The following is a 23,599-nucleotide window of genomic DNA, read 5'->3' as shown; positions in this document are numbered from 1 at the left end:
TTGTAAATCACATAAGTCTACCCTATTTTTCACGACTACTTCCTACTATTTACTTCATATAATATGCATCGCTTTGTTCGATAAAGAAGTAAATTGGAATGAGATAATTCTCTAAGTTTACCCAATAAAATTTTTAAATAATAATTCAATATACATTTCTCTATTTTCTTTATTTATATAATCAAACTCATATAATTCTGGTAACTGTTTATTGATTAATACTGGGTAAAGGATTGCAGACATTATTTGAAGACCTAATAATTTTAGCTGCTCCTCTTCTACGTTTGTTGTTAATTCACGTAAGATTTTCACCATTTTTCCTATTCCCTGTTTCTGAGTTAAAGTTAACAAAGGATCTATTTCTTCAGGTGACATCATTTTAGAAATAAAACTTTTTGTTACCCCAGGATAATAAATTGCATTTTCTGCAAACTTGTTCAAAAATTTTAGCATTTTTTCCTTTGGGTCGCCCTCTTCATCTAAAATTGATAATACTCCACTCATAGTTTTTGTATAAAAATCCATTGATTGCTTAATTAGCTGTTCTTTTGAACCAAAATGGTAATTTATTGCTGCTACATTTACCTTTGCTTGCCTAGCTATTTCTCTTACTGTGATTTGCTGAACTCCATGTTGTCCAATAATTTGTAAAACTACTTTTATAATTTGTTCTTTAGTATCATTACTCAAGGCACTTCCTCCTATTCTTTAACCTCAATAATGCATGATATATGTTGATCAGGTCTAACTATAGCGAAGACAAATGAATTTGATTTTGTCCTTACCCTGGATTGTTTTAACATATCAACTTCAATTTGTGATTTAAAAGGAAAATCGGCAGATATTTTTTTTGCAATCCTTTTCTCTATATCAATGGATTGTTTTCCAATCGACAAAATTGTATGATAATTACTTTTGGGAAGCACTAATTGATTATCACTTTCTGTTTTCAAGTAAGGAATTCTTTTTCCTGTAACCCAGGGGCCTATTTTATCTTTTTTTACCCATGAATTCATTGACTGATAATCGATAGAATTTTGGACTGGTATAACTTGCTTAACTAAAGCTTCTTTTTCGGTAATATTTTTGGCAATAGTTGTGAAATTAGCAGCGACTCTTAAACCTGTGGAACGAATAACACTCAAAAAGTTACTTTTCATCGCCATATTCTTAAAAATAATCGCATTTGTATTTTGGATGTCATTAGAGGCTTCTATTTGCTCCTTCTCGTAATCTCTTAGTATATTATCTGTTAAATGATGACCATTAAAGGCTAAAGCTAACCTCCATCCTAATCTCCAAGCACCTAATACCCCTATCATCATCCCTGCTCCAGCAGATGGGCCCATAGCATGTGCAGCATCACCGACTAAAAGCCATTTCCCCTCTCTATATTTTTCACTTTGTGCCTGTCCTAAACGAAAAGCACTTGCCCATAAAAAATTTTTTAATCTTGCATCAGGTTTTTTTTCAAGGAGTAAAGATACGGCTTTACTTTCAGTCGTCATTTCCTCACGTTCCTCACCATCGTTTAAACGGTAAATAAATCTCCAGTGTCCTGGTGAAAAATTAAAAAATCCATACGGTCTTTTTGGATCCAGTACAATAGTTGAAACCTCACAAGACATGTCAATATCCATCTCAAAATCTGCAACGGCTGAATTCATACCGTAATCTCTCCACTTTGTTTTTATTCCAAGTTGTTTGCGAACTAAACTTTTCGCACCATCTGCACCTACTGCCCATGGAAATAACAATTCTTCCACTCCCTTAGGTCCTTCAACCTGAAGGTATGCTTGATTACTTTTATTTCCAACACTTATAACTTTGTGGTTTCTTCGAATTTCTACAAGACCTGTTTTTAATGCTGCTTTCTCAAGTAAAACCTCAGTATCATGCTGCGGCAGTTGAGCAGTATAACGGTACGGACTATTAAGGTTTTTAAAAGATAACATTAAAAGTCTCTTATTATTAGCATCCCAAAACTCATGTTTGTCTCTGAATACAGATAAAGCATCTATTTCACTCTTTAATCCTATCCACTCAGCAAATTCCAGCCCTCTTGGCATCCAGGTTATCGCACGGGATTCTGTTCGCAATGTCGGATTACCTCTTAATTCGAAGATAACGGATGGAACATTATATTTTGCAAGAACTATTGATAATGCCAAGCCAACTGGTCCACCACCAACTATAGCTATTTTTTGTTGAAAGTTATAATCAATACTTTTCATCAATTATTAACTCCTTACTTTCAAATTTTCAAACTAACGTTTCAAACATACGTTTAAAATACAATAAATTGGCAAATAATTCAACAAAATTTAAAATAAAATACATCCTATTTTTTCTAAAAAGTTAATCAAAAATATCATCAGCATTTGGGTGCCAAATATTCTTTGGATTTTATAACCCGTATTTTAGCTAGGTTCTTTGTTATAGAAGTCGACTATGATAATAAATTGATAACACCAGAAGTTTAATAGTAGAATGATAGTATATTTTAGATATATATTAATATTTGTATCCCTTAATCGAGTAGAGGAAAAATAAGTTGACTTATTTTCGCCCCTCTCACAACACCGTACGTACGGGTCTCGTATACGGCGTTTCAATTTATATCACAGTGTGAACTTCTAAGTAACGTTCTAAAGCAGAGGGTATTCCCCTCTGCTTTAGTCTTTTATTAGAGATTGCTCTATGAACAACTTTCGATAATCCGATAAATCGATAACCTTTCCTACAGAATGTTAAGCCTTTGGCTTCTTCTTCGGGTATACCTAATTGGATTAGCGACCTTATCTGTCTTCTTGGTACCTTCCATTGTTTCCAAATGATTACCCTTATTCTTGAGCGTAGTTTCTTATCAATTTTACGCATAGCCGTTTTCATGTTTGCAGTTCTAAAATAATTTACCCAACCAAATATTACTTGTTTTAGTTTCAGTATTCGGTAGTCTAACGGAATGCTCCAGTTTCGTTTTGTTAGTTGTCGAAGTTTCCTTTTAAATTTCTGTACTGAAATTGGATGTGGTCGGACTTGATATTTCTTATCTTTTGAATCGTAGTAATATCCAAACCCCAAAAATTTCAAGTCTTTTGGACGAGCGATTTTACTCTTTTCTGTATTGACAATCAACCCTAATTTCTTTTCTATAAATTTCACGACTGATTCCATTACTCTGTTTGCAGCTTTCTCACTCTTCACAAAGATAAGAACGTCATCCGCATATCTCACGAATTGGAGTCCTCTATTTTCTAGTTCCTTGTCCAGTTCATTCAACATTATGTTACTTAGCAGTGGGCTAAGGTTTCCTCCTTGTGGGGTTCCAATCGGTGTTTCTTCATATTTCCCCTTTACCATGACCCCACTGACCAAGTATTTTCTTATTAAAGAAATGACATCTCCATCATCGATTGTTTTGGATATAATTCGCATGAGTTTATCATGGTTGACTGTGTCGAAAAATCTTTCAAGGTCAATGTCCACTATCCAATCATATCCATCGTTCAGAAATTCGAGGCTTTTTATGATTGCCATCTCACAACTTCTATTTGGTCTAAAACCGTAACTGTATTCACTGAACTCTTTTTCAAATATCGGACTGAGTACTTGATGAATTGCCTGTTGAACTACCCTATCCACTACTGTTGGTATTCCCAGTTTGCGCATCTTTCCATTTTCTTTTGGGATTTCCACTCGTAAGGCAGCTTGTGGTTGGTATTTTTTGGTTCTGATGCGCTGACGTAGCTCATCCTTGTTCTCTTTCAGATACTTTTTAAGTTCATCAACCGTTATTCCGTCGACTCCACCTGCACCTTTATTTTTATAGACACGTAAGTAGGCTTCATTCATATTTTGATTGCTTAGAATCTTTTCTAATAGTTGCACACTCGTTTCTCCTTTCCTCTTACGTAGTAAGTAATATCTCCATTTTGGTTATCATTTGAGATACGCTCATACTTTCACCATTAACACATTCGGAGTCCGTTACTTACGCATTTGTGGCGTTGAAACACTATAAATTGTTCAGCCCTTCATGACCAAAGGTCATTACTATGGCTTCTGCTGACTTCTTGCGACTAACCGTTTTCGACTGTAACTATGTACATCCGCAAGACCTCCCAGGGTAAGACAACTATCTTTCCTCTTTTACTCGCCTGATTTACTCTGCAAAGTTACGCACATCTTTTGGACTTTAACTTGTTATGGAGTCTTATCCCTTTGTAGAGCCTTGGTATCAGATTTCTGTTCGTCGAGCCAAGATTTTATTCCACGCTTCCTCCAGCCCTTATCTCGCGATAAGTACCTTGCGCTTCCTTAGTGGTTGGTCGATGTGTACCTCCACAGTGGACTTTCACCACCTAGATAGTTGCCATGCCTGGCACACATAAAAAAAGTGAGTAGCAATCTGCTACCCACTCATACACGACTGTTTTCAGTTAATTTACTAAATCTATTAAAAGAAACAATTACTTATTTTCAAATTCTATTTTTAAAGACGGAGTTTTAATATTAGCTGTCGCTAAATTTATAGTAAGTTCGAACTTACCTTTTGGTAATTTTTCTACTGGTAATGTAATACTATGCTTTAGTTTTTCACCAGGTTGTAGCATTACTTTTCTTCCTTGTTTTTTATCCTCGTCGTCTTTTAAATCTTCTCTTCTATAGTCATCTATATTTTTATTATTTTCCAAATACATTAAACTCCAATTTAATTCTTTTGCTGTTAAAAATTCTATTTCTACCGCTTCATCACTAGTGTTCCTTGTAATATGTTCAAAAGTTGCTGTTTCCCGCTCAATCACTTCAAATTGTAATTTTGCACCTTCATTTAAAGTTTGCATTTGTGAATCTCTTATAAAAAAAATAATTAAGATTAAAATTAATAATGATGCCAATACTATGTTATTACTTTTCCTCACTTTAATTACCCCTATCTCTTTAAAACGAAGTTTTTGGAGTATTACTACAGCATTTAGTTTATTGTTTAATCCTTTTTCATTTAGAGAAGAATGAGAAAACGAGGTGATAATAATGAAGATCTTTTTAATTGTGGGCAGTATTGTTATTCCAATAGTAATGGTAGTACTTCAAAGGAAATGGTGGAAGCTCCATATTTTCTTTAATTTAGCAGCACTCATATCCACGCTTATTTTTGGCAATATTGCCTCTATTGCAATATTTAACATAATAAAAGATAATAAAGTCTTCATGACCAATATTCACAGTGTGTTTTTAAATCCTTTTTTCTTAATTACTGGGGCTTATTTAGGATTATATCTGCTTTATACTATAATTTTACGAACATTAAATGAATATCAAAATAAATAAAGAAGAAATGATGGAAACTCCTAAGCTACTTTTTAAATTTACGCTTACCAGCCATTCATGAAGCAACTTCCTAAAAAAATGACGGAAGCTACTTCTAATAAGTATTAAATATTCCTATAAATCTTGAGATAATCGAATCATATCCCTGCACTGAATACCATTTTCAAAAATCTCTTCAGTATAGTGCCGAATGAAAAAATCTATATCAATACTAGTTATTCTAAATCCACATTTTTGGTAAAGAGCTAATTGGCCTATACTTGAATTTCCAGTGCCGACTTCTATCGTTTTGTATCCTTTTGACTTAGCTATTTCAATTGCATTCATTATTAATTGTTTTCCTATTCCTTTACCGTGCTCGGTTTCTATGACTGCAATATTCACCAACTCTACTGTTTCAGGTCTTGTCGGCAATAGCACATAAACCCCGATAATTCGGTCTTCATTTTCTGCTACAAAGCATTCTCCCCTTTGTACATATTCCTCAACGATTTTTCTTGAAGGGTCAGCTAATAACAATAAGTCCATTGGCGGCTCTTCATGTTTATTCATTTTGCGAATTATCATATTACTCTTCCCTTTCCTAACTTTGCGATAAATTGTAATTCCATTAAATAATTTCGATATGGAACTACAATGACTTTAATTTTCTATTGGAACAGGTATGCCAATTCAATATTATCGATTTTTCGCTTGTTCCTTAAGCAACGAGATAATTTCTCTGTTTTGTTCAATTTGAATTTCACTATTCACTCGAATTATTCTAACCCATCTTAAAAGGAGTGCTGCTAATATTAATGGTAAGAATACGAATAAAGTTCCTAATATGTCCCCAAAATTAAAATGCATTTTAATCCCTCCCTTTTAGGATTCATTTTACCATAATAAACCAATCCAAATAGGGAGAATTGTAGAGGTGCCTATGACAGTTTGAGAAAAGTTTCCACAAAAATGGATTTCAAAATTGATCTAAAAATTAATCCAATTAAAAACTGCTTCTTCCAGGAGAAGAACTTTCTTCAAGAAGAAGCATTAGTTTAATTGATTGTAATAATTTCTTATTAACTCAATAAAAAATTCAAAATGGGACGACATTTTTTTATCTTTATGCCAAGCAAGTTGAGTAATAATTGGCTCCAGATGGAAACCTGCTGTTAGAGCTGCTAATATACCTTTCTCTAATTCTTGCTCAACGACCATTTTTGGCAGGTAACTTATTCCTAGCCCAGCAATGGTGCATTGTTTAATCGCCTCAATACTAACAAATTCAATAACTTGTTTTGGATAGTAATTTTGTGTAGTTAACATATATTCTAATTGGTTGCGATAAGAGCAGCCTTGTTCGGTTAAAAGCAACGTTTGATTTGAAAGTTCGTTCAAAAATACACTTGATTGAACTTTATGTGCGATTGCAGGTGACGCAGCAAATATAAGTTCTTCTTGCACGAGCGGCATTAAATTAATTGTTGGCAACGATATGAAAGTATCGGTTATAATTGCAAAATCTAATTCTCCATTTTGAATCAATTCCTGAGCTATTTCTCTCGTATGAACCGGTTTAAATATCACTTGTATTTGAGGATATTTTTTCTTAAACTCTGCTAATATAGTGGGTAAACGGTAGGTACATTGACTTTCTTGGGCACCAATTGTTATCGTCGTATACTGTTCTTCTAGTCCCGTTACTTGCTGAATCATTTCATTATGTAGGGCAACCATTTTTTGGGCATATAATTGAAACTCTCTTCCTGGAACTGTCAAATACAATCTTTTCCCTAGTCTTTCAAATAGTTCAATTCCTAATTCCTCTTCCAATGATTTAATTTGAGCAGTAATACTTGATTGAGCGTAATCTAACCGCTTAGCCGTTTGTGTAAAATTTAAAGTTTCTGCAGCAGTTAAAAATGTTTGTAAATGCTTAATATCCATAGATAACTCCTTAATCGATTTTTTCGATTGTTCCCATCAAATTATTCATCTTTTTTAATCATTAATTCTACTATAAACTTCTATTAGGCAAAAAGAAAGGAAGTTTTTAGATGAATATCACTGTGTTTTATGGAAGTTCTAGAAAAAATGGCAATAGTGAATTATTAGCGAGGGAAGTACTAAAAGGATTTTGCTTTGATGCACTTCATCTGTATGATCTTAACATTGTTCCAATTGAGGATAAACGTCATGATTCAGAAGGTTTTACAGTACTTCATGATGACTATGATTTAATTATCCAACAAATTTTAAAAAGTGATGTTTTGGTTTTTGCTACACCTATCTATTGGTATAGCATGTCCGGTTCAATGAAAGTCATGATTGACCGACTCAGCCAAGCAATTCGAGATGAACGTTACCTAAATTTAAAGGAACACTTACAAAAAGTGAAGGTAATTGTATTAGCTGTAGGCGGAGATGAGCCACACATTAAAGGCTTGCCAATGATTCAACAATTTGTATATATTTTTGACTTTTTAGGCATGTCTTTTGACCATTATTTGTTGGCTAAAGGCAATAGACCTGGAGATGTATTATTAGACTCCAAAGCTATTAATGAAACTCAAATGTTAAATAAATGGCTTCAAGAGTTAAAGAACGCTACACGGAATTGTTAAAAATACCATCCTTCTCCAAACTTCATTTCTGAAGCGTTCTATTGTTTAGCTATTTGAATGGGACATTAGTTCAAACTAGGTATTATGGGCATTTTCATATTATTGAAATTACATTTTTCACAAATAATGTTGTATTATCAGTTGTTGTCGTAAAAAATAGGGTGAGCTTACGCTAGTAGCTCACCCCCATTAAAAGATAATGATCGAAAAAAATTAGTATCCCAAATACTATTGCCAAAACTAAAAATGGTATTTGATATTTTTATCCTCGATTCTATTAGCCGATAGCAGTTCAGCTGAACTTAATGCAATCGAATATATCTACCCCTTAAGTGAAGTATTCTAATTTTGCATTAGGAAAGAATTTTTCCATATAAGTGTAAAGATGTTCTTTAATATCCTCTTCTTCTTCTTTTTGATAAATATATTTTCCTATTCCATATCTTCCCCATTTATATCTTCTTTTTTCTTCATCTAATTCTAATTTTGTCATGGGGTAGTTTTTCTCAATTACCTTCTTTGCAGGCTTTGTAAAACGATGCTGGATAAACTCAAAGGTAAGGTCTTCCCTAGCGTCAGCTGGTAATTCATTATCTAAACGCTCAAACATTTTATAGTAGCCATCCTCCCATCCTTCGTGAAGATAGATTGGTGCTACTATAAAACCGAGCGGATAGCCGGCTCTTGCAACTTTTCCTGCAGCTTCAATTCTTTTCTCTAAAGGGGAAGTCCCCGGCTCGAAGTTTTTGATGACATAGTCTGCATTTACACTGAAACGAAATCTTGTTTTTCCGTTATGATTCGCGTCGAGTAAGTGGTCTACGTGGTGAAATTTCGTTACAAATCGTAATTTGCCAAGCTCAGATTTTCCAAAATGTTCTATTGCTCTTTTTAGTGTATGAGTTAAATGATCGATTCCTACAATATCGGATGTACAGGATGCTTCAAATCTTGTTATTTCTGGAGCGCGCTCTTCCATATATTTATCGGCAGCCTCAAGAATTTCCTCTACATTGACATATGTACGAATATACGGTTTGCTTCCCATCGTAGTTTGCAAGTAGCAATAATGACAATGACCCATGCAGCCAGTTGCAAAAGGAATTGCGTACTCTGCAGAGGGCTTAGAAGTGTCAAATTTAAGCGTTTTTCGAATGCCTACTACAAGAGTTGATTTGGCAACGCGATATTTTTTAAAGTCATTATCACCGGGAAGGTTTCGTACTTGATTGTGGGAAGTGGTTTGTCGAATTTCGATATCCATCTTTTTAAATTTCTCATAAAGTTCTTTTCCTAAAGGATAATCTAATGCAGCAGGTTCAAAATAGACAAGTTTGGGTAAAAATGGGTTGTTCATTGCAATAACCTTTCTGTATCATCCCCATAATAATAGTTGTACGCTTCATTTGCTTCATCTTCTGTAGAATAAACAGCCATTTCATTAGAAAGTGGATAATACGTTTCATATAAAAACAAAGCCAACTCATCCTCTTTTTGAGGATTATTTACTACTGCTGCTGCTTGGACATTCGCTACATCTTGGGTATGTGGATTTCGGTAAAATACATATACAATATCTCCAGCCTGATAAGATTGGTTTTCCATTCTATCACCTTCGTTTTATTAGTTTGTTATTAATATTCTCCCTTTTTGTTTTAAATTTATGATTTCCTTATTCTAGTAAGAGATAAATGAACAAATAAATTGTTTTTAAATTGTTCATAATAAATTGGCTGTGAAATTGTGAAGGAGTGATTGTGAGTTGGAAATGAATGCTGGAAACTCTTTTGAAGCATCCCTTACAAAATATAAAAAGGGACTTGGTGTTTTTAATGAAAAAATGCCCGAATTTGTTAGTCAGTATAATGCGTTTACGGAAGAGTGCTTTAAAGAAGGTGCATTAACCCAAAAACAAAAACATTTAATTTCATTAGGAATTAGTATCCATGCTCAGGACGAGTATTGCATTATCTATCATACAAAAGGATGTCTTGATCATGGATGCTCTGAGCAGGAAATTCTTGAAACTATAGGTGTAACAGCGGCATTTGGTGGCGGAGCTTCAGTAAGTCAGGGAGTTACCCTTGTTCTGGATTGTATAAATGAGATGGGTCATATGAAACAGTAAAACCTTTATTCAAATTTAATAGCCAGATTTTAGATGAAATCGAAAAGGTTTCATCTTTTTTATTGTTGAGAAGAAGTAAAAGAAACAAGTTCTAAATATCGGAAAATTTAGAAAATAAATAAATTGATTACAATACTACTAGTCTAATAACACCCATACTTCTTCTTATAAAATTTAAATAACCATCCACGTATTTTATTCATACCCTTAATCAAGGGGGGAAGTTATGGATTCAATAATGTCATTTTCACAAGAAATGTTAACACTTTATGGGATTGCAATATTGGGTTTTATTGTTAGGAAAAGAGGAATTCTTAATGAAAATGCAAATGGTGTATTAACACAATTGATTCTTTACGTCACATTACCAGCCCTGATTTTATTTTCATTAGATATCTCCTTTTCTTTTACTTTAGTCAAAGAATTTTTGTTGCTCATTATAATGTCTATTTATGTACTTTTATTATCCTGTTTTTTAGCAAAGTGGATGGGAACACGTTCCAAACTTCCTGAAAAACAAAATAGTGTATACGAAGGATTAATCATTTTTGGAAACCAAGGATTTATAGGTTATGCTGTAATTTTCATTATTTTCGGTAATCAAGGAATTATATACTTAACAATGTTTAATTTATGTTATTTACTATTAATATGGACATATGGTATTTACCTTTTTAGTAAAAACGATGATGGAATAAGGTGGGAAATTTTATTTTTAAATCCAGGGATTCTTTCCACAATTACAGGTTTAGTTATTTTTTTATCACCTATTACCTGGCCAGATATAATTTCCGATGGTCTTGAAATTGTTGGAAAGATGACTATTCCTCTATCAATGATTATAATTGGGAGTTTAATAGCTGATGTAAAATATGCGTCCCTTTTTACCATTTTTAAAAATGGTTATCTATGGAAAGCAGCGATTGCAAAACTTCTATTTATCCCTCTATTATTAGTTCCATTTGCAGCAATAGGCGTCACCACTCCATTGCTGCTGATTGCTGTTATAGTATCTGGAATGCCTTCTGCACCAACGATTTCTCTATATGCACAAAAATATGGTGCGGATGCCTTTTTTGCATCGTTAGGGGTTTTATTATCCACATTGCTATGTATCATTACCGTTCCGTTTCTTTATTGGATTGTTGAACTTTTAACCCATTAAATACTAATCCCTACTCGTAATCAGAGCAAAACTTGATTTTGACACTGGACCCCCAAAAAAGATCCTTTCTTTATCAACTAGTGTACTTCCCTTTTTATGACCTTTATTGTTCATAAGCATGGTTCTCGATATATTAACCATTAGAACTTATTATAATGATCATCCACCTTATGAATTTTATGTTTTTGGAAATGATAAGAACGATAAAAATAACTTAGAAAAGGAGTATTAATTAATGAGTAAAGATTTAAAAGAAAAAGTAATAAAAATAATATCAGATCATAGAATAGGTGTTCTTTCATCAGTGGAAAACAATAAACCCCATACACGATATATGACGTTTTATAATAACAATTTAACGTTATATACACCCACTAAAAAAGATACCGAGAAAATAGAAGAAATAGAGAAAAACCCCGCTGTTTCTGTATTACTAGGTTATGAAGAAAATGGGCTAAATGACGCTTATGTTGAAATTACTGGGGTAGCTTCCCTTAATGATTCTCAACAATTGAAAAAACAGTATTGGGATGAATCATTTAACACGTGGTTTGAAGGTCCCGAAGATCCAAATTATGTGTTTCTTCAGATACAACCGGAAACTGTTCGCATATTAAATACGACTGGTGAACCGCCTCAAGAACTTACTTTGGGGGATTAAAAAAATCAACTAATGTGATTCCATATTATACAGATTTGGCTCTTCTTCTATTTACTTTAAAGAGAACGAAGAGCCATCAATAACTTCCTGTTATTATAATGTGCCTCATCTTTACCCTCAATTAGAGTTAACTTTTGCAAAAAAAGCCCCTACGCAATTGTATTTATTCCACCTCATTAAAAGATTCTGAAACCTGTATATCCTATTCTTCATATTAACCATTCGACAGATGAACTTGTAATACGTTTAACTCCCCGAATAGCAGCTATTTCCTCTACAAGTCTCTGCATAGCAAGGTTTTTTTGTTTTGCTTCTACCATTATGTCAAAATCCTGATTTAGCTCTTTTGCCATCTTTAAGAAAGGGAGAACAAAATCTAAGGAAACAAAATCAGCATGTGAACGGTAGGATTCATTGGATTTTGGTGAAGAAATATGGACTTTCGGTAACATATTAAAGGAATTCCATGTGTTAAAAATTCGCTGTAAATAACGATGGAGGTCAACCCCATCTTTATTTGCCATGTGGTGATGGTAATCCAGTACCATTGGAATATTTTCCTTTTCACAAGTAATAAGTGTTTCCCAAACATTATATGTTTTATCATCATTTTCTAGTGTCATATGATTCTTAATTTCCTTGGGCAAATGTTTAAGATTTTGATGAAACTTGTTTAATGATTTATTTTTATCCCCATAAGCTCCACCAATATGAATATTAATTAATCCCATATTGAGAGCATTCATTGCTTTGAGCATTCGAAAGTGATATTCCATATCTTTAACAGCATTTATTGTTACTTCTTCTCTTGGGCTCGTGAAAAGTGTAAATTGATTTGGGTGAAAGCTTACTCTCATCTTAAATCGTTGGACGATTTCGCCAAGTTCTTCCCATTGATTTTTGAATGGCGTATAAAAATCCCACATCACTTCTGGGTGGGTTGCTAATGGGACAAGAGAGCTCGAAAACCGATATAATTCTATTTCATGGGCGATATTATAATACAAAATTCTTTTCGTATGATGTAAATTTTGTGCTGTTATCGATTTCAATTTTTCCATCCGCTCTTCTTTAGGAAGTTTAGAATAGCGAGAAAAAGTTAACGTTTTTAATGGACTTGCATCCCATAAGCCTAATGCATTTGCTACATAACCGAACCGAATTTTCATCTTCTTTCCCCTTAATTATTGAAATAGGAATTATATTCTTTAAGGAACAAGCGGTCAATAATAGCTTATTCTCTACCTAAATTCATTAATGTATACAGAATATATGGATGGGACACAACTAGAAGATTAGTAAAAGCAGTTTGAATCTTATGTTCAATACTATAAAACTGCATTTAAATTTATTTTTAAGGCAGTAAGTGATGTAGTGATTGGCTAAAAAGAGGAATGCATGTCGAATTTTATAATTATTAAATGGTATGTTTATAACTAGCACTAAATCGTTTCAAAGTCACAATACTAAAAGGTAGATTAATTTGATATACTGCAGGTTAACTCTGCAATTTATATAATCTCACATCATTCAACAAGTGGTTTTTAGATTATTGAACACTTAATACAAGCTTATATATAAAATAAGAAAAACCTGACAACCCAACAATTCCTAATAAAATAAACATGGATACTTGTTCAGAGTAAAACATACTTATCACAAACAATATAAAACAAACTATCGCTCCAATCAGATTATAGATTACATTACTTTTTTTCAATTGATAGATTCCTCCACAACTATTTTAATAATTTATACGTTTTAAATAATTGATAAGTTTCATTGTATAAAACTAGATTAATTTTTGGAAATAAACTCTAAAAACGCTTCTTCAGCTTCGTTAATTTCTAAAATTATCTACTGCTATTGTATCAAGGTATAAAGCTGAAGCTGAATATATTAAAACTACAAAGCACCTAAAAATAGAAAATATCTATTTTTAGGTGCTAATTTAGTTAAATATTATTTTGTAAGAGTTCTTTTTCTCTTGAATAAACCAAATAACGCGATTGCAATCATGAGCAGTCCAATCATCATCATTGAACGTGTTTGTTCTTGACCTGTTTGAGGTAATTTTTGTTGCTCTTCCTCTTCTTTTGTTGCTTTTGATGAGCCTTCTACCTCAGGGCTTGATGGATTCGATCCAGCTTCTTCATTGCCTGTAGAGATTTCTTCCTCTTTATCAGTAATGTTGCCTTCCCCTTTTGTACTGCCATCATTGTTTTGGTTTTGATCTTTGCCTTCTCCATTTGAATTTCCACCGCTGCCTACCGGTACTACTTCTGTTTTTGTCGGCGGTGTTGTGATAGAGTCTGAAGGTTGATCTAGATCATACACCACAGCGATATTTTCAACTGTTTTGTTTAACGCACTTCCTAATATTTTCGCTTGGAAGGTAACGGTTACCTTTTCCCCTGCTTTTAAAGTGACAGGGTTAATAGTTAGTTGACCGTTGCTCCAGACGTCTGAATGATCGAGTGCTTCACCATTCATTTTTGTTGAATTAGCGACAAGCTCTAAATGAGCGGATAACTGATCCTCGATTACGCCGTTCCATACTCCACCGGCTTCACCGTTTTTCACTTCAATCGTATATGTCACAATGTCCCCTACATGTGCCACTTCTTGATCAACAGTTTTTGTTAACTGGATAGCTGCTGGCACGTATATTTCTGTTTCTGGATGTTGTGGAACTATTGATTGATCTGGATCGCCTGAGTTTTTGCCTGGAACTGTTCCTTCTACCTTAGCGACATTTGTAATTTCGCCTTGCGCATCCTCTGTTACAACGACCTTAAAGGCTACTTCTACTTTTTCGCCGCCTTTTAGGCTGCCAATGTCATCCACTGTTATCACTTGTCCATTCACAGCATCATCAGCTTTTACTTGACCATTCACCGTTAAAGTTCCTGGTACATAGCTTAACCCTGCTGGAATGTCATCGATCACTTTTACATTGTTCACGATAGTTGTCACGTTTTTTACGTTTTCTATAGTGATTTTATAGATTAATTGATCGCCAACTTTAACCTTTTGGCCATTAATCGAATTACCATTTGCATCAAACACTGCTTTCGTGCTGTTTAATTCACCAGCATTTGTGCCTTCTTCTGTTGGAGGAGGTGGATTTGAACCATTACCACCACCGCCGCCACCATGATTGTTATTATCATTTCCTGGTTGCTCTGGATCTTTTGGTTCATTCTCAATTTGGACTTCAGTCGTTGGATTATTTGGTTTGTCGATGTTGTCTCCATCAACAACCGCTGTGTTTGTCAACGTCTTACCAAATTGTCCAGTTAATACTTTTGCTTCGAAGGTAACAGAATGCCATTCTGTATCTGTAACATCTCCAAATTGTCCTATTATGACGTTATTTTCGAAATGTCCGCTGTCTTCATCTTTGGCATCTGTGGCAGGCTGACCATCAACTTTCAAGCTGCCTGCGACGTATTCTAGTCCCTCTGGAAGAGTATCTGAGATGGTTAAGTTCTCAACTACGCCTTCAGAAACTGTATTACGTGTTTTAATTGTATAGACAATTGTGTCGCCCACTTCATATGTTGCTTTGCCTTCTACTAAATTCTCAGCCGTTTTGACCGATTCAAGAACTGGGAAGCGTGGGTAGACTTTTACTTCTGTCTGTGGATTACTTGGTTCATCCACGTTGTCGCTAGAAATAGTCGCGATATTTAAAATATCCTTACCGGCTTGACCAGCTGCTACTTTCACTAAAAATTCCAGTGTATGCTCGTTCGTATCCGTTACATTGCCAATTTGTCCAGTGAATGTGCCATCTACGAAATATCCTTCGTCTTCATCTTCTTCGTCTGAAACAAGTACTCCATCTACTTTCAATGTACCTGGGACATATTCAAGCCCTTCTGGCAACTTGTCAGAGATAACTAGATTTTGAACAAGACTTTCTTCTACCGTGTTTTGTGTCGTAATTTTGTAAAGGAGTGTATCCCCTACTTCTGGATGTTCTACATCCGTATTACCTTCGGCTTTTTCAGATATGCTTGCCGTTTTCTTAGAAAAAAGATTTGGTTTTTTTGGATCCACTTTAACTGTTTCTTCTGCAGTATCTGGTTGATCAATATTATCACCATCAGCAGTGGCAATGTTTTGAATCGTGTTCTGCGATTGTCCAGATGCTATGGTCGCTTTGAATTCTACTGTATGCCACTCTGTATCTGTGACATTACCAAATTCACCAACCACAGTATTATTATCTACATAACCTTTGTCATCACCTTGGTTATCTGTAGCAGTCTGTCCATCGACTTTCAAGCTGCCCGCAACATATTCAAGTCCTTCTGGTAAAGTGTCACTAATTGTTAAGTTTTTCACTTCGCCTTCAGACACTGTATTGCGGGTTTTAATTGTATACACAACTGTGTCGCCCACTTCATAGGTTACTTTGCCTTCTTCCAAATTGCTTACCGTTTTAACCGATTCAAGCACTGGAAGACGTGGGTAAACTTTTACGACTGTTTGCGGATTACTTGGCACAAGCAGATTGTCACCAGAGATAGTGGCTGTATTGATAATATCTTTACCAGCCTGACCAGCCCCTACTTTAACCTGGAATTCTATTGTATGTGCTGATGTATCCAAAATGTCGCCAAATTCCCCTGTGAATATGCCGTCTACAAAATGCCCCTTGTCACCGTCTTCAGCATCTGAAACACCCACTCCGTCCACTTCTAATGTACCTGGGACATATTCAAGCCCTTCTGGCAATTTGTCGGAAATGACCATATTTTTTACGATACTATTTGCGACAGTATTTTGCGTTGAAATAGTGTAAAGTAGAGTGTCTCCTACTTCTGGATGTTCTGTATCCGTGTTTCCGTCAGCTTTTTCTAAAATCGTTGACGTTTTCTTTGAATCGAGAACAGGGTTCAGCATAGTAAGTGATGTAGTCGTCTCATTTGAGTCAATTTGTTCATTTTCATTCGTTAATAGATTGTCATAGTTGATTTGAGCCTGATTGCGAATCTCACTAATCGTATCACTAACTAATGCTTTTACTTTAAACTGTACGGTAACGCCATTCGGTAAAGTGCCTGTGTTTGGCAGATCGCCTAATGTAACAATGATTTTATTATTTTCAGCGTCGAAATAGCCTGCATCGGCATCTTGTGCGTCTGTCAAATCACCTGCGCCAGGGCCGTTTGTAATTTTTAACGAGCCTGGAACATATTCAGTACCTGCAGGAATGGCATCTTCAAATATAGCGTTTGCCGCAATGTCTCCACCATTGTTTTTCGCAGTTATTTCATATGTTAACTCATCACCTGGGTGAACTTCCCCTTGTGGTGAGACAGTTTTTTCTGCAACAACACATGGTTCTGTGCCTAGGAAGATATCGTCTAATAAATTTCCAAATCGTTGATTTCCACCTTCTGCACTTATAGATTTAAAAGCAAATCTCGTTGTTGTTTGACCAGCTGGTACTGTATAAGTTCCTGAATAATACCCCCATTCAGAATTCCCATCACTTATTTCCTGTATGACCGGTAAATCTTCCAATGGTATATCTGTTGAACCTATTTGTAATGCCATTGTATCTACACCTAAGAGACCCTTATGTGCTAAACGCCAATAAATGGTTTGCCCTGGAGTTGTATTTACATCTTGATATAACGTAGATACTTGTTCAGCATTTAATTCAGCATATTGATTCCCATCAGGAGGGTTTATTTTGTAGCCGTTATAGATAAATTCATTTTTCATAATTTGAATAAATTTATCCGAAGCCGATGTTTTCCAACCTGGAACTTCATCCTCATAAAAATATTGCCAAGCATGTTCAGCTCCCGGTGAACCTGTATCCCCTGGCATTCTTGCAGGAGGTTCTTCAAAACTACCATTCACCAATGCTACAGGTGCGAGGCATGCATTGATTTCTTCTGAAGGAAGAACTGTGCTTGTCGTTTCATTTGATTCTGTTGCTTCTTGTTCGTTTGTTAATAGATTGTCATAGTTGATAATTGCCTTGTTGGCAACTAATTTATTCATTTCAGTTGTTAATGTTTTCACTTTAAACTGAACGGTAATTCCGTCTGGTAAATTCACTGTGTTCGCGAGTTCACCCAACTCAACGACAACTTTGTTATTGACTGTATCAAAGTAACCTGCATCGTCTCCGGTTACATCCGTCAGATCACCCGCGCTAGGACCATTTGTAATTTTTAATGAGCCTGGAACGTACTCTGTACCTTCCGGAATCGCATCTTCAAAAACTGTATTAGCTGCAACATCTCCGCCGCCATTTTTCGTTGTTACTTCATACGTTAACTCTTGACCTTCAAAAACTTCTCCTTGTGGTGAAACGGTTTTCTCTGCAACAACACATGGTTCTGTGCCAAGGAAAATATCGTCTATGAAATTACCGGCTCTTATGTCACCAGTGGCTGAAGAAATGGCTTCAAAACCAAAACGTGTTACTGTTTGACCGGCTGGAACAGTATAAGTTCCCGTATAATAGTTCCAAGCGTCTTTATCTGTTGACATTGTTTGTACTATCGGAAGATTTTCTGGTGCAGTTGTGTTAGAACCAATCTTCACACCCATCGTGTCTTCACCATATCTACCTTTATGAGCTAAGCGCCAATAAATGGTTTGTCCAGGAGTAGTTTGAACATCTTGATATAAAGTTGCGTTCTCAAAGCTATTCATTTCAGCAAACTGCTGACCATGAATAACCTCGTGTTTATCACGAGCACCATCTGGAAGTTTATCCATTAAACTTTTAACAAAAATGTCAAATCTACCAGTTGAATCGGTTGTCTGCCATCCTGGTATATATTCATCCTGTATACCAGTCCACCCTGGTCCAGTAGGAGTTCTTGGATCATCAGGCGAATATGCCAATTCCTCAAAACTACCGTTAATCAACGCTACTGGTGCGGGACATGCTAATGGATCTGGATCTGGAACAGGGCTAGGGTCAACATGGATAGTAATTGTTGATTCTTTTGTCCCACCAAATCCATCATTTATTATGACAGTAAATGTATCGTCTCCAATAAAGTCTTTATTAGGAGTATATGTCCATGAACCATCCTAATTAACAACTACTGTACCATTACTAGGCTCGCTTCCTGTTTGATAAGTCAAATTGTCACCATCTAGATCTTGTCCATCTACTTGCCCTGAAACCGGCTCATTTACCCCAGTCGTCTTTGTATCATCCGGTGCAGTTGGCGGCTGGTTTGTTGTTGTAAATGTTGTAGAATCAGTAAAGCAATCGAAATTAGCTGAGAGCGTAATGTCTTGAGAATGACCAACATTTCTTATCATTGCACTTATCTTTCCGTCTACATCTGATTCTAGATCCGTTATAGCCTCACCATTCGGTCCCATTAGCTCCCCATTTGAAGAAGTAAAACTATCTAAAGTTGCTCCTTGAACCGGGTTACCCAATGGGTCTAATAAAGTTGCCGTAGCATTATATAATCCCGTTTCTGCATCAGTATCTGCCACTATTTCCAAGCTGCTCGGTGCTTGTCTATAGTCGTTTTGCGGATTTAGTGTTTCAATAGGTTCGTATCGATTTACAAAATACCAATTATAGATATCATGAGTCTCATAATTAGGAGATCCTGTTGTTCCTGTAAAGCTGGCATAATAACGATCCCCATCAAATATAGTACCAAGATCTATATTGTTAACATCTAGGACTAAATCAGAACTTGATCTATCCGGGGATGTGCCTAAACGAATCTGAACATTCTGACTTAAACCATCATAATCAATCCAAGTATAATATTGAGTTCCGTCAGACAAGACATAACTCGTATCACCGGATGTAACTTGGTTCAAATCCGTATACCAATCAGAATTATTATTTTGCATTACCCCATTTGTTGTAATTGCAATATTATTTTCTGATGGATCATTATAGACTTCGTTTTTAAAGGTATCGTACTTTACCGAAAAACTCGGTGCAGTACCATGAATACCTATACCACCTCCATTAGTTAACGGATTAGTTGGATTACTCTGAAGTGTAAATGTTAATCCGTCACTCGGACCATCAGGACTTTGATTACTCATTTTAAATGAAAAGGCCGTACTGAAAGAATAATTGTCTTTGGGACAAAAATTATTTTTCGTAATTACAGCTCCACTTTGCAATGTTTCTGCTGGTGTCAATCGTATAAAACTTTCCCCATCAGGAACTTCAGCGGAACCTAATACATCAAACAATTGACCGATAGTATCCCTAGAGAACTCATCAATCTTGTAAGTCAGCCAAACATTGCTATCTGAAGTTGCTGCTTCGGTCTTTGTAAAACCAATCGGATAAATCAAACTATTAGAGATAATAATTATAGAGATAACAAATATTTTAAATAACTTACCAGATGTCGCCTTAATCCTCAATATTACTCCCTCCTTCATTATTGATTTTTACTCTATGTCTCCAATTAATAGAAATTCCCCCTTGCAAACCATAGGCAGATAATAGAGTGAAAGAGCTTGTCTGTTTACCTTTTCTGAAAACATAAAGATTTCTATTTCGTTCAGAAAAACCTATGATTGCATTTCTGTCTGCTACATAAGAGTAGTAAATTTCAATCCATCCGGAGAAATTACAGTGTTGTCGGCAGCGCCAGTAATGTTGCTTCAACTTTGACTGTTTCGTCAGCATTAATACGGTAGAGATAGATTTTGTTTACTCCCGTATGTAAAAACATTCTCTTTTCAGATATTAGACATTGCTTGAATATCTTTAAGAGGAAGCGTGCCTTAGAATTATTCCGGGTTTTTTCTATCATATTAATTATTTTCTGCCAAGCTAAACCATAGGAGTTAGTATTAAGCCTTAAGCAGCTATGTTTCACCCCCTTCAAAGCTCTTTGATTAGATAAGTACTAGTAACAAAGTTTCCAAACAAAAATTTTCCCTTAAATAAGAAAATTCAAAAAACTGAAGTCGAAGGTGTATCCCCTTCTCTAAAGTTTTCATAGCACTTATCCATAACGAATTATCTACCTTGATAGTGTTGATTGATTAGTATATTATCCACCTGAATATGTACAAATTTATTTCTCTTCAGTTCGACTATTACCTAACTTTCGTGATTCATCAGCCATACAATCTATCAAAAATAAAAGTAGATATATCGTAGCAACGATCACAGACTTTCAATAAAAAATCCTCACCCCCTTTCAATTGTGAAAATATTAAAAATACTTTAGTCCCTAAAAACCCCATAACAGGAACATAACTTTTGAATCATTAATTTGTTAAAAAAATAGGTAATTATACACTGTCTATAAAAAAGAATGGATGCTGTCATCAAATTATATTTATAACAAAACATGTATAATTAATATTTCTTATAATAGTATTTTTATATAAAGGAAAACAAGATATTTTTGTCCTAATTTTACAAAATAATGCAATAATACACATTGTTTTACAGAAAAATGTACTTGACAATCTTCTTCAAGCCACATGTACAACAGTTTAAATAAATCAATTTAAATTATAATTAAACCGGTTTGATCAATTTTAACCAAAGTGGATAAATTGAGGAAAATTACCCAATTTATAATTTTATATCATATTTAGATTGGAATTAAATTACATCTATTTGGTTCTAAAAGTATAAATTTCATTATTTTGGTAGAGGTTATGTTTTCTTATAAAAATTAATAGGGTTTAACCAGCAAGTATTAGGAGATATTTACTAAATCTATCTAACTTTTTGGAAACAAACATTGTAAAAATAATTACCTTGAAAATTCCCCAAAAATATGAATGAAATGAATTATAAAAGAAATCGTTTTGTGGAAATTTTTACGAGAAGAAAATACATGAAAATATGCTGAAGTATATGATATGGTAAATTATCTACAACTAATGATTTGAAGGTGAAGTTTATGCTAGAAGTAAGTGAAAGTAAATTAGGGCAATATGTCGTTCATTATGTAAGCGATACGCTTGTTTTGGGAGAGGAATCTTTTTCTCGCCCCGAAGTCATGCTGGAAGCAGCCTTTACTCAATTAGCTTTTAATAAAATTGATTGGGATCAGCAATACGAATTCTTTCACGAGACAAATATTGGATTAAATGAAGTATATACATATGTGAAATCTATTTTTGATTCTGAAAATAGTTTTCTTGAACAGTCGAAAAATATCGCTACCCATTTACATAGTGCATCCCAACACCCGAATATTAAAAACGGTGAACTATTTATTGGATTATTCGAAAACTGTTCAATGGCAACAGAGGTAAAAAAGGTTATTGCTATTGTGAAAATTGATGAAAAAGAAATGTTTTTAGATGTAAGAAATGAACAAAACAAAATGATTGTGAGTGGCATCGACGGCATCAATGTTAAAAAAATCAATAATATGGCCGTTATCGTAGATATGGGGGCAGACGCATCCCCTCAAGTCTATATTAAAACAAAAAGAAAAGAAGATATTGTCTACTGGCAGGAGCGTTTTTTAAAGGTTAAAGTAGCGGATGAACATTATCATAAAACGAATTTAGCATTAACAGAATGTAAAAAATATATTTTGAAAGAGGAAAGTTTTACAAACACTGAAAAGTTAGGACTATTAAACAAAACACTCGATTATTTTCGAAATGAAGAAGAATTCCAAGTAAGTGACTATATCGACACAGTATTCGAAAAGGTAGATCCGGCACAGAAAGACATCATTGTTAATTCGGTAAAGCCTTATGAAACAGTCATTTCCGACAGTGCAATTGAAAAGGCTGAAAAAAATTATAAACGCAAAATAAAACTTGATTCAAATATTGAAATTCAAGTAAATGTCCGTGATATAGAGCAAGTAGATGAACTTATTGAAGTTGGCTATGATGAAGCAACAAATAGAAAGTTTTATAAAATCTATTTCCAAGAAGAACTGTAATAAGCAGATGATAAAATCCCACATCCATTGTACAGGTGTGGGATTTAAATGTGTAAATTTTTGGATATATCATACTTCAACATAATATTACTCTTCTCAAATTTGTGTCATCAATGAAGATTGATAATGCAATAAATTTATAATTCTTCTAGCCATTTCAGATGGAGAAGCATCATAACCCGCGCGAATCCATTCTAAAATAAACCCGTAAATTCCATATGCACGATAATGTATAAAATATGGTGCATTAATTTCAGAAGCTTTCTCTCCTAAGAAATACATTCGGTTGTGGAAAATATCTTTTAACTCATCCAATAATGCTGTCTGCATACCTGGGACAGCATCATCGATTACTAACAAATCATAGTAACTGCGATTTTCTTTAATATAATGAAACACATCTGTTCCATCTGGTTTCATAACTCTTAAATCTAAAACTGGATTATCCCTCACAGGTTTACAAAACTCAAATAAAAAACGTTGCATCTCTAATTGGATAATTTCCTTTGCCAGTTCTTCTTTTCCATCATAATGTACATAAAAAGTTGTACGATTATAGTTTGCTACCTCTACAATATCTTTTACCTTTACTTTGGAATAACCTTGTTGAAGTACTAGTTGTTTAAACGTAGTTCGCAACGTTTCTTTAGTCCGTTCGATTCTGCGATCTTCTTTTCTTTCCATAAGCCCTCCCCTAAAAACAACACTTTTTAAAAAAATGTTGAAAAATAGCACAAAAAATTTTTTTTGGTGACTAACTATACATGCCCATTAAATGTGATGAAAACCTATACAAAA

Annotated in this window: 19 protein-coding genes and 1 pseudogene; 6 read left to right on the top strand and 14 right to left on the bottom strand. The window is 34.5% G+C overall.

What is annotated here, in order from left to right:
* Positions 1–117 precede the first annotated feature (117 nt).
* The 4 genes from MKY04_RS08830 to MKY04_RS08815 form a co-directional block, all read right to left on the bottom strand.
* Positions 118–690 carry a TetR/AcrR family transcriptional regulator gene (locus MKY04_RS08830; RefSeq protein WP_346235665.1) on the bottom strand — a complete coding sequence of 191 codons (573 nt, stop codon included), beginning with the start codon at positions 688–690 and terminating at the stop codon, positions 118–120.
* An 11-nt stretch (positions 691–701) separates the two neighbouring features.
* Complete coding sequence (locus tag MKY04_RS08825; RefSeq protein WP_346235664.1) at positions 702–2,234, bottom strand: NAD(P)/FAD-dependent oxidoreductase; 1,533 nt, start codon at positions 2,232–2,234, stop codon at positions 702–704.
* A 382-nt stretch (positions 2,235–2,616) separates the two neighbouring features.
* Positions 2,617–3,891, bottom strand: a complete 1,275-nt coding sequence (ltrA, locus tag MKY04_RS08820; protein WP_346235040.1) for a group II intron reverse transcriptase/maturase — start codon at positions 3,889–3,891, stop codon at positions 2,617–2,619.
* A gap of 581 nt (positions 3,892–4,472) precedes the next feature.
* Positions 4,473–4,925 (bottom strand): hypothetical protein, encoded by a 453-nt coding sequence (locus MKY04_RS08815; RefSeq protein ID WP_346235663.1) that lies wholly within the window; start codon positions 4,923–4,925, stop codon positions 4,473–4,475.
* 112 nt (positions 4,926–5,037) lie between these two features.
* On the opposite strand from MKY04_RS08815, the gene MKY04_RS08810 reads away from it, so the two are divergent.
* Positions 5,038–5,334: a transposase gene (locus tag MKY04_RS08810; protein WP_346235662.1), complete on the top strand. Its 297-nt coding sequence runs from the start codon at positions 5,038–5,040 to the stop codon at positions 5,332–5,334.
* A 114-nt stretch (positions 5,335–5,448) separates the two neighbouring features.
* On the opposite strand, the gene MKY04_RS08805 is transcribed toward MKY04_RS08810, so the two are convergent.
* The 3 genes from MKY04_RS08805 to MKY04_RS08795 form a co-directional block, all read right to left on the bottom strand.
* A complete protein-coding gene (locus tag MKY04_RS08805; RefSeq protein ID WP_346235661.1) occupies positions 5,449–5,901 on the bottom strand; it encodes a GNAT family N-acetyltransferase in 453 nt (150 codons plus the stop codon).
* Positions 5,902–6,012: 111 nt separating this feature from the next.
* Entirely contained in the window at positions 6,013–6,183 is a 171-nt protein-coding gene (locus MKY04_RS08800; RefSeq protein ID WP_346235660.1) for a hypothetical protein, read from the bottom strand.
* Positions 6,184–6,366: 183 nt separating this feature from the next.
* On the bottom strand, positions 6,367–7,263 hold the full coding sequence (locus MKY04_RS08795) for a LysR family transcriptional regulator (RefSeq protein WP_346235659.1): 897 nt from the start codon (positions 7,261–7,263) through the stop codon (positions 6,367–6,369).
* 110 nt (positions 7,264–7,373) lie between these two features.
* Here MKY04_RS08795 and MKY04_RS08790 point away from each other — a divergent pair, with 110 nt between their 5' ends.
* Entirely contained in the window at positions 7,374–7,940 is a 567-nt protein-coding gene (locus MKY04_RS08790) for a flavodoxin family protein (RefSeq protein WP_346235658.1), read from the top strand.
* Positions 7,941–8,268: 328 nt separating this feature from the next.
* Here the strand turns inward: MKY04_RS08790 and splB are convergent, their stop codons facing one another.
* Entirely contained in the window at positions 8,269–9,297 is a 1,029-nt protein-coding gene (gene splB / locus MKY04_RS08785; protein ID WP_346235657.1) for a spore photoproduct lyase, read from the bottom strand.
* The gene (locus MKY04_RS08780; RefSeq protein ID WP_346235656.1) at positions 9,294–9,545 is read right to left on the bottom strand and encodes a transcriptional regulator SplA domain-containing protein; all 252 of its coding nucleotides are present in this window, start codon (positions 9,543–9,545) and stop codon (positions 9,294–9,296) included. The genes splB and MKY04_RS08780 overlap by 4 nt, the downstream gene beginning before the upstream one ends.
* Positions 9,546–9,702: 157 nt before the next feature.
* Between MKY04_RS08780 and MKY04_RS08775 the strand changes: the two genes are divergently transcribed.
* From MKY04_RS08775 to MKY04_RS08765, 3 genes are all read left to right on the top strand, one after another.
* On the top strand, positions 9,703–10,068 hold the full coding sequence (locus tag MKY04_RS08775) for a carboxymuconolactone decarboxylase family protein (protein ID WP_400194527.1): 366 nt from the start codon (positions 9,703–9,705) through the stop codon (positions 10,066–10,068).
* A 226-nt stretch (positions 10,069–10,294) separates the two neighbouring features.
* Positions 10,295–11,233: an AEC family transporter gene (locus MKY04_RS08770; RefSeq protein ID WP_346235655.1), complete on the top strand. Its 939-nt coding sequence runs from the start codon at positions 10,295–10,297 to the stop codon at positions 11,231–11,233.
* A 235-nt stretch (positions 11,234–11,468) separates the two neighbouring features.
* Positions 11,469–11,894 carry a pyridoxamine 5'-phosphate oxidase family protein gene (locus MKY04_RS08765; protein ID WP_346235654.1) on the top strand — a complete coding sequence of 142 codons (426 nt, stop codon included), beginning with the start codon at positions 11,469–11,471 and terminating at the stop codon, positions 11,892–11,894.
* A 209-nt stretch (positions 11,895–12,103) separates the two neighbouring features.
* On the opposite strand, the gene uvsE is transcribed toward MKY04_RS08765, so the two are convergent.
* The 4 genes and pseudogenes from uvsE to MKY04_RS08750 form a co-directional block, all read right to left on the bottom strand.
* Positions 12,104–13,063 (bottom strand): UV DNA damage repair endonuclease UvsE, encoded by a 960-nt coding sequence (uvsE, locus tag MKY04_RS08760; protein WP_126295119.1) that lies wholly within the window; start codon positions 13,061–13,063, stop codon positions 12,104–12,106.
* A 793-nt stretch (positions 13,064–13,856) separates the two neighbouring features.
* A complete protein-coding gene (locus tag MKY04_RS08755; protein ID WP_346235653.1) occupies positions 13,857–18,776 on the bottom strand; it encodes an isopeptide-forming domain-containing fimbrial protein in 4,920 nt (1,639 codons plus the stop codon).
* 90 nt (positions 18,777–18,866) lie between these two features.
* Positions 18,867–18,956 (bottom strand): annotated as a pseudogene (locus MKY04_RS22270) (Ig-like domain-containing protein); the annotation flags it as partial.
* 12 nt (positions 18,957–18,968) lie between these two features.
* Positions 18,969–20,309, bottom strand: a complete 1,341-nt coding sequence (locus MKY04_RS08750) for a lectin-like domain-containing protein (RefSeq protein ID WP_346235652.1) — start codon at positions 20,307–20,309, stop codon at positions 18,969–18,971.
* 1,487 nt (positions 20,310–21,796) lie between these two features.
* On the opposite strand from MKY04_RS08750, the gene MKY04_RS08745 reads away from it, so the two are divergent.
* On the top strand, positions 21,797–22,801 hold the full coding sequence (locus MKY04_RS08745) for a nucleoid-associated protein (RefSeq protein ID WP_126295114.1): 1,005 nt from the start codon (positions 21,797–21,799) through the stop codon (positions 22,799–22,801).
* Between the two features lie 96 nt (positions 22,802–22,897).
* Here the strand turns inward: MKY04_RS08745 and MKY04_RS08740 are convergent, their stop codons facing one another.
* Positions 22,898–23,485 carry a TetR/AcrR family transcriptional regulator gene (locus MKY04_RS08740; protein ID WP_126295113.1) on the bottom strand — a complete coding sequence of 196 codons (588 nt, stop codon included), beginning with the start codon at positions 23,483–23,485 and terminating at the stop codon, positions 22,898–22,900.
* Positions 23,486–23,599 lie beyond the last annotated feature (114 nt).

It is taken from the genome of Lysinibacillus telephonicus, assembly GCF_039654155.1.
Lineage (GTDB): Bacteria > Bacillota > Bacilli > Bacillales_A > Planococcaceae > Ureibacillus > Ureibacillus telephonicus.
The sequence above is the reverse complement of the archived record's forward strand: the minus strand, read 5'-3'. Positions and strand labels throughout refer to the sequence as shown.